Raw genomic sequence first — 11,973 nt, 5'->3', positions numbered from 1 at the left:
AAATCATGAAAATTAACTATATATTTTTCAAAAAAATAATGGCATTGGGCCTGGTTTTAATCGCAATGTCATCATGCAAAAAATTTGTCGAAGTCGATTTGGCTAGCAACCTTATCGCTAAAGAAGATGCTTTTAACAGCGATAATTCTGCTACCAGCGCCACATTATCACTTTATTCTTATTATTCAACAGTAGATCACTTAAGGTATAGTACCTGGTTTGGCGGTTTAATGGCGGATGAATTGCAAAATACCACCTCGAATGCTGATTTAATTCAGTTCTCTCAAAATGTGGTGGCACCAACCAATACCAATCCTACCAGTTATATCTGGAGCTATCCTTATCAAACCATCCGCTATTGCAACCTGATTCTGGATGGTATTAGTCGCTCGACTGGAATGACCACACCGGTAAAAAACCAGTTAAGCGGTGAAGCGAAATTTTTCAGGGCTTTAATGTACTTTAACCTGGTAAACTTTTATGGAGGTGTACCCATTACCTCTGAAGTAAACGAATTGGATAATGCATTTAAACCAAGGGCTACCGTTGCCGAAGTTTACGCGCAGGTGCTTAACGATTTAAAAGATGCACAAAACCTGTTGCCTACCACTTATGTGGGCAGTAGTGCCGCATTAAAAGTTCGGGTAAACAAATGGGCAGCAACCGCATTGCTGGCCAAGGTTTACCTGTACAATAAAGATTATGTTAATGCTGAGGCCGAAGCAACCAAAGTAATTGGCTCGGGTACTTACAACATGGCTACCTTATCAAATGCCTTTATCAATACCAGCAGCGAAACCATTTTACAGTTATCTACCCTATTTGGTGCATCGGCTTTTAGCACGTATCGTACAACGAGTTCGGCAGCTAACGTGGCTCCACCCGCTTATGTGTTGTATAACAATTTTACCAAAGATTTTGAACTAAACGACAACCGTAAAACTTCGTGGGTTGATTCGACCACTTTTAATGCAGTTAAATACTACCGGATTAATAAGTACAAGGTACAAACTGCTACTGCGGCTACTTTGGGTAATGAGTACACGGTGTTTTTGCGCTTAGGCGAACAATACCTGATCAGGGCAGAGGCAAGGGCACAGCAATCGAATATTAGTGGGTCACAAAGTGATATCAACGTCATCCGCACCCGAGCGGGCTTGGGCAATACCACTGCGGCCACACAAAGTGCATTGTTAACGGCTATCGCCAAAGAACGGAAATTAGAACTGTTTGGAGAATATGCCAACCGCTGGTTTGATTTAAAACGTACCGGAACTGCCGACGCAGTTTTAGGCGCACTAAAACCAACCTGGAAAACAACTGCACAGTTGTTGCCGATTGGTGCAGACCAGATTTTGCTAAATAACAAACTAACCCAAAATCCTGGTTATAACTAAAAGAATTAAACAACCTTTAAAAGCCAAAGATGACAACTTATGGGTAAAGAAACAAAAACTCTGATTTACAAAAAAAAGAAGCCATATGAAATTATTTAAAACAGCCTGCTCATTACTATTATCGGTAGTTGCTATTAGTGCATCACAGGCACAAAATACCAAACCAGCAGATACGCTTGTTCAATACCTGAATAAATTGGTAAACTCTAAAGATTCGACCGATAAAAACGTATTAAGGTCCAGATTAGCTGATTTATCTGCTGCTAAAACCGAAAAAGAAGTATTAACCGCTGCCAATTATTATTACCGCATTGGGGATGCAAAAAAATCCGAAGCCATTTACGGAGAGATCACCACCCGTTTCCCCTTGGGTACACAGGCCAGGAATGAAGCTTCGAAAAATATTTACCTGCTTAAAACCGCTGCAGAAGCTGAAACCGCTTACAAAGCCTGGGTTAAAAAGTTTCCGCCAACGATGTATGATAACACGAAGGTTGATGACCGTTTACCATATGATTATATCAGGGCAGTGGTTGCGGGAAAATTTGCAGCCGAAAAGAACGTAGCAAAAGCTAACGAATATGCCAATATGCTCGAAGTTGATTTTTGGAAAGGCAATGCCTATTCAGGTTTGACCGATGCGTTTTATAAAAACGGTGATTTAGCCAATGCCGAGATTTTCGCAAAAAAAGCAATGGATAATGCCTTTTCCTATACCGATGGTAAAAAAGGAAATGAGAACTGGGCCAAGTTTTCAGCATCAGGTTACGCGGGTTTAACCACTACTTATGCTAATATTTTATTTGACAGAAAAAAGTATACAGAGGCCCTAAAATATTCAGAACTCGCCTATAAAAAATCTACAAGCTTAAATCCTCGATTAAACTATCGTTATGCAAAAATTTTAATGGGCCTGAACAGAAACCAGGAAGCTTACGATAAGCTCGAAGAAGTGGTTAAGGCCGGTAAAGCGACCCCGGAAATAGCTGCGGATTTTAAAAAGCTGTACGTAAAATTAAAAGGCAATGAGGGGGGCTTTGATGCGTATGCTGCTGCCATTAGAAAAGCTTATCTGGAGAACCTGAACAAACAACTCACCAAAGCTATGGTTAACGAACCGGCTGCACCTTTCTCATTGACTGATTTAAACGGGAGACAGGTGTCGTTGGCCGACTATAAAGGCAAAATTGTAATTCTCGACTTTTGGGCAACCTGGTGCGGTCCATGTAAGGCTTCATTTCCGGCTATGCAAATGGCAGTGAATAAATATAAAGACGATGAAAACGTGAAATTCCTTTTTATCCATACCTGGGAAAAAGTAGCTGATCCGGTTAAAGATGCGGCTGATTACATAAAAGGTATGAAATATTCATTCGAAGTGTTGATGGATATTAAAGATGCACAAACAAAGGTTAATAAAGTGGTAAGCAGCTACAAGGTTAATGGGATCCCAGCTAAATTTGTAATTGATGCGGCTGGAAACATCAGGTTTAAATTAACCGGCTTTGATGGTAGCAACGAGGCCGCTGTTGATGAACTGAGCATGATGATCGATATGGCGAAAGCCAAATCATAGTAAATCAAGAAAGTAACCTCTTAATTACAATGCCCCCAAAAAGTAGACACTTTATTGGGGGCATTTTTATCAGCAGAAAAATAAGTTTTTGCAAAGCTTATGGATAGAAGCGCTACATTGCCAGGTCAAATCAGGCTCTCCATCCGATTATTCTTAACTATCTTGATAACGGGTCGACAATATCTTCCTAATCATTAAATGCAAATGTTAAAACTTTTAGATTCTAGTTTAGATTGGTAAAATTTATAAAGTTTTCTGGCACAAATGAGCTCAATTGTATGAAAAATTGCCCAAATTTTGGCATAGATCTTTTTTTTTGCAAATAAAACCAGAAATCAGATTTAAAAACAAAAGCCTCCGATTTCTCGGAGGCTTCTTTGTACCCAGCGCCGGAGTCGAACCGGCACGGTTTCCCACAGGTGTTTGAGACCAGCGCGTCTACCAATTCCGCCAGCTGGGCATTCGTATTGGACGGGGTTGCAAATGTAGATAATGAAACCTTAATTCACAAAATTATTTTCATTTAATTTTAACTTACTGAACAGCAATTATTTTGGTCTTTCGTCTTTTAATTTGCGATCAACCACAAAGGGCATAAATGGTAAGAGTGATGCTAAAAAGATCAAAACAGCTTTACCGAATTTCCATTTTTGCTCTTGCCAGGCCATAATCAGGCAGGCAATGTAGGCTATAAATAAAATACCGTGCAGCCAACCGGTATATTTAACGACCTCTTTATAATGAAGAAGATATTTGATCGGCATGGCTACAAATAATAAAAGCAGGTAGGATATGCCTTCTGCTACTGCTACTTTGCGAAAAATAGATAGGGAACTATTCATTGATCTGATTGTTTGCCCGAAAGTAAAACAAAGCAACTGTGTATCAAAAACTAAAAAATGATTTTACAATAGAGTGTCTTACAGAGGTTGAAGGTAGAGGGTGTAAGGTTTAGGGCTAAGTGCAGAAGATGCAAAATTGAGAGCATACTCCTTTACCTCATTATCTTAAGGCTTCAGACCTCCGAGTTCGGACTCATTCCATCTCACATTTTCCATCTCACATTTTCCATCTAAAGCCGTTCCCTAATCCTATCAATATATTTCTGTCGGTAAAAATTATCCTTTATAAAAGGTAATAAAGCATCAGATTCTTTTGGATTACTGTCGAACTGTTTCAGCAGATCACTTAATTCATTGGCTAATTCCTTCTCTATCACTTCAACATCTCGTTTTACCTGCGCTAGCTTTTCTACATCCGGCTCAAATTCTAAGTCCATCAAAGCTTCATTGATATCCATCATTTCCAACAAAAAGTTTTGTGATAACTGGTATCCTTCATCTGTCTCCACAATCCCCTTTAATTCGAGCACGTATTTTAAGCGTTTTTTAGCATTGCTCAGGGTTTGGTAGGCCTTATTGTTCAAAGTTGACAGATCGAGCACCTCTTGTTGCTTCTCTTCGCTTTCGTTGGCATAAAAATCGGGGTGAAACTGTTTGCTTAACGCATAAAACTTTGCTTTCACCACATTTTGATCGGGATTGAACTGTATCGGAAGATCGTAAAACTCGAAATAATTTGTCTGTTGGGTCGCTTCGCTCATGATGTGTATTAAATTAAAAAGCCGCAAATGTACAAATCTGATTAGTCGATCTGCACATCTGCGGCAATAATATCAATTTGGTTTTACTTACCGAAAGATTTTAAAATATCATTACCAAAAGCAAACACCATTAAACAGATCAGGATAACAAAACCTACAATCTGCGCTCTTTCCAGTACCTTTTCGCTTACAGGTTTGCGTTGTATCATCTCGATTAAAAGAAATACCACATGGCCGCCATCTAAGCCCGGGATAGGCAATAAATTCATAAACGCCAAAGCCATGGAGATCAATCCTGTCAGCGTCCAGAATTTAACCCAGTCGAAAGTGCTGCCATACACCTTTGCAATACCAATCGGACTGCTGATGTTACGGGCACTCAATTTACCGGTAATCATTTTTCCGATACCTTTGGCATTATCTACAAAAGTACTCCAGGCCATATTAGCGCCTACAGGAAGCGATTCTATAAAGCCAAAATCCACATGTGCAGTTTCAGGCATTTTCAGGTTGGGAACAATTCCAATCGTACCCTCTTTACTCACTTTAAGATCAAATGTAATCTCTTTTCCTTTACGCAGTGCTTTAACGGTAATGGGTTTCAGCTTATTTGCAGAAACCTCTTCCTTAAACTGATCGAAAAAGGTGATCTGTTTTCCATTAACCGATAAAATACTATCACCTGGTTTAATCCCAGCTGAATAAGCCGGGTATACCGGTTTCTCAAACTTTCTACCAAACAGATTATCAAAAAATGATGGTTTATCAGCTTTTTCATCGGGTGCACTTACCTTTCCCACACGCTCCATGATGTATCGTGGAGCGATAAAATTCTCTTTGTCGTTTTTTGATATTTTGTTAAGAATAGTATCCGGTACTGAAATATAAAGGGTTTTATTATCTCTTAAAATAGTTAATTGCGCCCCATCGAACAATACTTTGCTTGATATGGCATCTTCAAAACGGATCAACTTATTGCCATTAATGGCTAAAATCTTATCTCCGTTTTTCAAACCAATTTCCTTACCTATTGTGCCTACAGAAATACCATCATTCAGTTTACTGTTAACAGTATAATTTTGCCCGATGTTGAAGGTTAACATCCAGAAGATGAAAATACCTACAATTACGTTTACGATAATCCCCCCAAGCATAACGATTAAACGTTGCCAGGCTGGTTTAGAACGGAATTCCCAAGGTTGTGCAGGTTGTGCCATTTGCTCCGTATCCATGCTTTCATCAATCATCCCGGCAATTTTAACATAACCACCAAGTGGCAACCATCCCACCCCATATTCAACATCGCCTTTTTTGAAACTGAACAGTTTAAAACCCCATGCATCAAAAAATAAATAAAACTTTTCTACTTTAATACCAAATGCTCTGGCTGCCAGGAAATGTCCTAATTCGTGTAATATTACCAATAAAGACAATCCGAGCAGCAGTTGCCCCGCCATAATCAATCCGTTCATATTCGCTTATAAAATTTTTATGTTAGATGTTAAACTTTACTTTTTGTTACTAATCTGCCGGCTAAGATACGGCTATGTTTGTCAGTTTCTAAAAAATCGTTCAATTGTGGTTTTTCAATAAAACCGATTTCTTCCATACACTGTTCAATCACCTCGCTCATTTGCAGGAAACCAATTTTATCTTCCAAAAATGCCGCTACCACAATTTCGTTCGCCGCATTTAAAATACATGGCATATTCCCACCCTTTCTTAAGGAGGTGAATGCCAGCTCTAGATTCCTGAATGTGCTCTGATCTGCCTTTTCAAAGCTGAAAGCCGGATAATCTAAGAAGTTAAAACGCTTAAAATTGTTTTTTAGCCTGTCGGGATAATTTAATGCATACTGGATAGGCAGTTTCATATCAGGAACGCCCATCTGTGCTTTCATAGAACCATCGGTAAACTGAACGATGGAATGAATGATCGATTGAGGGTGAACAATCACATCAATCTGATCTACCTCCAGATTAAACAACCATTTTGCCTCGATTACCTCCAAACCTTTATTCATTAACGATGCCGAATCAATGGTAATTTTGGCGCCCATTACCCAGTTGGGATGTTTTAAAGCCTGCTCTTTTTTTACGATTGATAGGAAATCTTTTGTTTTGCCTAAAAATGGTCCGCCGGATGCTGTTAAATAAATTTTCTCAATTTCATTATGCGCTTCGCCAACCAGACATTGGAATATGGCCGAATGTTCTGAATCAACAGGTAAAATTTTAACCTGGTGTTCGGTGGCCAGCTGCGTAATCAGCTCGCCTGCAACCACCAAGGTTTCTTTGTTGGCCAACGCAATATTTTTTCCTGCTTTTATGGCTGCAATGGTTGGTTTCAATCCTACCGAGCCCATTAATGCGGTAAGCACCACATCGCTGTCCTTAAAGGCTGCAACTTCTGATAAAGCGGGTTCTCCAGCCAAAACTTTGATATCAAGTCCAAACAAAGCCTCTTTCACTTCGTTATACTTGCTTTCATCACAGATGACAACAATTTCCGGTTTAAATTCCTTTGCCTGTTCGATAAGCAATTTTGAATTCCTTAACGCCGATAACACCGCTACTTTAAAAATCCCAGGATGATCCCTGACCACTTCTAGTGCTTGTGTACCTATACTTCCTGTAGAACCTAATATGGTTATTCTTTTCAAATCGTTTTTACATTGTTATAACCGCCCTGGTACGTGTCCTCACGAACCATTCTCGCATTTAGTTTCATTAAAGCATGAACTGAAGCGCTAACTATTCTTTAATACAGTTTGCTCAAATCAATTAAGCTTTATTTATTCATGCCATCACACGACCATTTTTGTCATTCTGAAAAGCATCTGTTGAGCAATCGTCATCTCGACTGTAGCGCAGCGGAATGGAGAGATCTATCTAGACAGATTTCTCGACTGCGTTACACTTCGCTCGAAATGAAGACTCGTCGTTAAAAATATATAACGAACCGTGGAAGATAAATTAACCAATATATTTCTCCAACCCATCTGCCAATTTCCGGTCATTACTCAATCTTGGCACTTTATTCTGCCCGCCTAATTTCCCTTCACTTTTCATATAATTTACAAAGGCATCTTTTTGCAAAGTACGTATAACCAACGGTTGCAAGATATTTCCTTCAATCAGGTCAAAGTAATAAATATTTTTCTTTTGCAAGGCCTTATCCACCTTTTTACTGAAAGCAGCCAGATCTTTCGGTGCAGATGAAAACTCTACAAACCATTCGTGATAAGGCAATTGACCTGCTTCCGGATTAACCTGCGGTGCCACCGTAAATTCTGTAATTTCTACCTGCTCTTCATTCGCCACACTTAAAATGGCCTGCTCCACCTCCTCACCTATTACATGTTCGCCAAAAGCGGAAATAAAATGTTTAATCCGCCCTGTTACCACAATTTTATAAGGATTTTTCGAAACAAACTTAACAGTATCACCAATACTGTAGCCCCATAAGCCTGCATTGGTATTTAAAATCAGTGCATAGTTGGTATCCAGTTCTACCTCGCCAAGTGATAACCGTGTTGGATGATCATTATAATATTCGTCTGCTGGTACAAATTCGTAAAAAATACCTGCATCAGCCAGTAATAGCAAGCCTTTATCTTTTTGCGAATCCTGATAGGCAATAAACCCTTCTGAAGCAGGATAGGTTTCAATGGCGTCAACCTTTCTGCCAATACTCTGCTCAATTTTTGCCCGGTAAGGCTCAAAATTTACACCACCGTAGATAAAGAGACTGAAATTCCTGAATATTTCAGCAATTTTCTTTCCGCCTGATTTTTCTGAAAGTTTATCGAAATACATCTGTACCCAGGGTGGAATACCAGAAATCAAAGTCATATTTTCATTGATGGTTTCCTCCACGATAGCCTCTACTTTTTGCTCCCAATCTTCTATAATATTGGTTTGATAAGAAGGCAACCGGTTCTTTTGCAGATATGCGGGTACATGATGCGCTACAATACCTGATAAACGCCCCACATTGATTCCATTCTTCACACTCAACACCGGACTTCCTTGTAAAAAAATCATCTTACCATTTACAAAATCAGCCTTTCCCGTTTCATTGATATAGGTTAAAATGGCATTCCGGGCAGCTTTAATATGCTCTGGCATCGATTCTTTAGAAAGCGGAATATATTTAACACCTGATGTAGTACCTGATGTTTTAGCAAAATAAAGTGGTTTACCTTTCCATAGCACATCAGCCTCTCCGGCCACAACACGGTCTACATAAGGCTTTAACCCTTCATAATCCTGAACTGGAACATGTTTTTTAAAATCAGCATAGGTTTTGATGTCAACAAAATGATGATCTTTTCCAAATGCCGTATTTTCAGCTGCTTTAACCAGCCGCTTTAATATTTTATTTTGAGCATTAACGGCATTATATTTCCATTTGTTGATCTGCCAGACTGCAAATGCCGCAAAAGGTTTACTTAACGCTGCTTTTAATCCCATTTTAATGATTGAATTTGGAATGATTAAATGATTGAATGGAGAAAATCCTCCCTAAACAATATTATGTAAAATATCAGGATGCTCATCGCCTTTATACTCGCCTGAAATTTTGCGGTATGCAACGGTTAATGCCACACTCGATAGTGGAACGATAATAAAAGAACTTAAAATATTAACAATAAAGGCAATTAGAGGCCATTGCAGGTAGTTTAGCAATAAATAAATTAAATATCCGCCACCTAAAACAACCAATAACAGTAATATCTTGGTGAAATTTCCCTTGGTAGTGGCCAAACTCAATTTAATCGAATCAAACGGTGTTGCACCTTTATCGATAATAAAAAACGGAAAAAATGAAATCCTTAACCAGGTGATGAAAATGGCAATAATCCCTACCGAGATGGCTACATTTTTAACGATCGATAAATTAATACCCGTATAAATAAATGGAAAAGCGACCAGAATGACAACCAGATAAACACCCAGAATACAGCCCACAAAATAAAGGGTAGCAACCAGGAACCTGATAATCTGTTGCCTGGTTGGAAGCGTATCTACAATCTTCACATCGTTTTCTTCATCGTCCATTAAATGGAAAATATACTTAAACAGCGAAAGATTAATGGTAAAATAGAGCAAAACAAAAATAATCACCATGATTACGCTTAACGCTTTGCTCACATCTTTAATAAAAAAGGCCATTAGGCTCGAAGCACTTGCGGTGATAAACATTAAAAAACATAAGGTAGCAATCGAAAAATAGTGTTTTCTGGTAATGCCCCATGCTTTTTGCATCACATCGTTAACGGCAAAAGTACTTTCTTTTAAATAATTGATCATTGTTGTTTGAATACCACACGTTTAAATAAATCCTGTATAAATCCTAAACCATAAGCAGTTAATTGGATAAATGAAGATATCATGCTCAAAAATGCAACTTTTAACGATTTATTTACAGACCATGAATGAAAAAATATCAACATAAAGTAAATCAATAAGAAGAAGTTACAAACATATGCCAATGGAGGATAGATAAAGTTACATAAAATAGTGAAACCAAAACCCAAGGTAAACAAGGCAGGAAAAAAATGAACAGGCTTTAATTCTTTTGGAAAATGTTTATAAATATTGATCCTCGCCCTGCCGAAAAAATGCAGTTGTTTATAAAACTGGCTAAAGCTGGTGCGGCGTTTATGGTAAACCTTTGCATCGGGAATTAGTCCAATTTTAAAACCGTTTTCATGGATGCGGATACTATATTCGATATCTTCGCCTAAACGGGTCAAAATAAAGCCACCTACCTTTTCCCAGGCCTGGCGTGAAACACCCATGTTAAAGCTGCGGGGATGGAACTGCCCTACGTGCTTTTTGTTTCCACGGATACCACCGGTGGTGAAAGGCGAAGTCATGGCATAACTGATTGCTTTTTGTACAGGCGTAAAACTATCATGGGCTGCATCCGGACCACCATAAGTATCTAAATGATGCTCGTACAGATAATTTTTAACAATCTCTAAGTAATTGGCCGGAACCAGAATATCTGAATCAAAAATAACAAAATAATCTCCCTTAGCCCTTTCAAAACCAAAATTACGGGCAAAACCCTGTCCCGCATTTTCTTTGAAGTAATATTTAATATCCAGTTGATCTGCATAAGAAGCCACAATAGCCTTCGCATCATTTTTAGAGCCATCTTCAATGACCAAAACCTCAAACTGTAAATAAGTCTGTTTAGTCAGGGTGTTTAATAATTCGTCTATTTCTTGCGGACGATTGTAGAGGGGGATGATGATGGAGAAAAACATTTTTTTTAAGGTTAAAGGTAGAAGGTTTAAGGTTTAGGGCTTTGGCGTACAATTACATTACGCCTTAACTTTAACCTTATACGTTCAAAACGTTAATAGTTATGCTAGGGAATGAGGTTTAGGCGTATAAACCTTATGCCATAAACCTTTTGCCTTACACCCTCTTTTCTATCAAATACTGGTTTCTTTCTGGTGCATTGCGGGTTACCAATTCGGCCACAAAACCTGTTAAGAACATTTGCGAGCCTACTATAATAGCCACCAATGCAATATAAAATAACGGTTGGTCAGTAATTTCTCTCTTGTAAGGAATATGTGCAGCAAGGTGATAGAGTTTTTCACCGATCATCCATAGTGCCATAAAAGTACCAATAAGAAAACTTAAAACGCCCAACGAGCCAAAAAAGTGCATTGGGCGTTTACCAAATTTGCCGACAAAGAAAATAGAAAGTAAATCTAGAAAGCCGTTTATAAACCTGCTGAAACCAAATTTTGTGGTGCCATATTTACGTGCCCGGTGCTCAACCACTTGCTCGGCTATTTTACTAAATCCGGCCCATTTGGCAATTACCGGAATGTAACGGTGCATTTCGCCATATACTTCGATGGTTTTGATTACATCGCTCCGGTAGGCTTTTAGGCCGCAGTTAAAATCGTTCAGTTCGATACCGCTCATTTTGCGGGTAGCCGCGTTAAAGAGTTTGGTAGGGATGGTTTTCGTAATCGGATCGTAACGTTTCTTTTTCCAGCCTGAAATCAGATCTAATTTTTCTTCTTTAATACGGCGGTATAACTCCGGAATTTCATCCGGGCTATCCTGCAGATCGGCATCCATGGTAATCACCACATCGCCCTGCGTAGCTTCGAAACCTACATTCAAAGCGGCAGATTTACCATAATTTCGCCTAAATTTAATGCCTTTTATAGCTGGGTTCTGAAGCCTTAATTCTTCAATTACTACCCAGGATCTATCGGTGCTGCCATCATCAACCAAAATAATCTCATAACTGAAATTATTTTCGATCATCACTTTATTAATCCAGGCCGTTAATTCCGGCAGCGATTCATCTTCATTATATAAGGGTACTACAACTGATATATCCATTTTTTAAGCATA

The 11,973-nt window shown here is 38.8% G+C and carries 10 protein-coding genes and 1 tRNA gene; 2 read left to right on the top strand and 9 right to left on the bottom strand.

The window, feature by feature from the left end; genetic code table 11:
* Positions 1-5 precede the first annotated feature (5 nt).
* Positions 6-1,397: a RagB/SusD family nutrient uptake outer membrane protein gene (locus ABEG20_RS03330; RefSeq protein ID WP_406825974.1), complete on the top strand. Its 1,392-nt coding sequence runs from the start codon at positions 6-8 to the stop codon at positions 1,395-1,397.
* A gap of 85 nt (positions 1,398-1,482) precedes the next feature.
* A complete protein-coding gene (locus tag ABEG20_RS03325; RefSeq protein WP_406825973.1) occupies positions 1,483-2,973 on the top strand; it encodes a redoxin domain-containing protein in 1,491 nt (496 codons plus the stop codon).
* 380 nt (positions 2,974-3,353) lie between these two features.
* Here ABEG20_RS03325 and ABEG20_RS03320 read toward each other — a convergent pair.
* From ABEG20_RS03320 to ABEG20_RS03280, 9 genes are all read right to left on the bottom strand, one after another.
* Positions 3,354-3,433, bottom strand: a tRNA-Leu gene (locus ABEG20_RS03320).
* An 88-nt stretch (positions 3,434-3,521) separates the two neighbouring features.
* Positions 3,522-3,815 carry a DUF3817 domain-containing protein gene (locus ABEG20_RS03315; protein ID WP_205058387.1) on the bottom strand — a complete coding sequence of 98 codons (294 nt, stop codon included), beginning with the start codon at positions 3,813-3,815 and terminating at the stop codon, positions 3,522-3,524.
* A gap of 230 nt (positions 3,816-4,045) precedes the next feature.
* Positions 4,046-4,576: a Fe-S protein assembly co-chaperone HscB gene (gene hscB / locus ABEG20_RS03310; protein WP_406825972.1), complete on the bottom strand. Its 531-nt coding sequence runs from the start codon at positions 4,574-4,576 to the stop codon at positions 4,046-4,048.
* Positions 4,577-4,659: 83 nt separating this feature from the next.
* Entirely contained in the window at positions 4,660-6,048 is a 1,389-nt protein-coding gene (locus ABEG20_RS03305; protein WP_406825971.1) for a site-2 protease family protein, read from the bottom strand.
* 29 nt (positions 6,049-6,077) lie between these two features.
* Positions 6,078-7,238 (bottom strand): 1-deoxy-D-xylulose-5-phosphate reductoisomerase, encoded by a 1,161-nt coding sequence (locus ABEG20_RS03300; RefSeq protein ID WP_406825970.1) that lies wholly within the window; start codon positions 7,236-7,238, stop codon positions 6,078-6,080.
* A 313-nt stretch (positions 7,239-7,551) separates the two neighbouring features.
* On the bottom strand, positions 7,552-9,051 hold the full coding sequence (locus tag ABEG20_RS03295) for a GH3 auxin-responsive promoter family protein (RefSeq protein ID WP_406825969.1): 1,500 nt from the start codon (positions 9,049-9,051) through the stop codon (positions 7,552-7,554).
* A 51-nt stretch (positions 9,052-9,102) separates the two neighbouring features.
* Positions 9,103-9,891 carry a hypothetical protein gene (locus ABEG20_RS03290; protein ID WP_406825968.1) on the bottom strand — a complete coding sequence of 263 codons (789 nt, stop codon included), beginning with the start codon at positions 9,889-9,891 and terminating at the stop codon, positions 9,103-9,105.
* Positions 9,888-10,856: a glycosyltransferase gene (locus ABEG20_RS03285; RefSeq protein ID WP_406825967.1), complete on the bottom strand. Its 969-nt coding sequence runs from the start codon at positions 10,854-10,856 to the stop codon at positions 9,888-9,890. Before ABEG20_RS03285 ends, ABEG20_RS03290 begins: the two co-directional genes overlap by 4 nt.
* Before the next feature lie 154 nt (positions 10,857-11,010).
* Positions 11,011-11,961 (bottom strand): glycosyltransferase family 2 protein, encoded by a 951-nt coding sequence (locus tag ABEG20_RS03280; RefSeq protein WP_406825966.1) that lies wholly within the window; start codon positions 11,959-11,961, stop codon positions 11,011-11,013.
* Between the last annotated feature and the right edge of the window lie 12 nt (positions 11,962-11,973).

The organism is Pedobacter sp. KACC 23697, assembly GCF_045348445.1.
Classification (GTDB): domain Bacteria; phylum Bacteroidota; class Bacteroidia; order Sphingobacteriales; family Sphingobacteriaceae; genus Pedobacter.
This window is presented reverse-complemented; position numbering and strand designations above follow the sequence as displayed.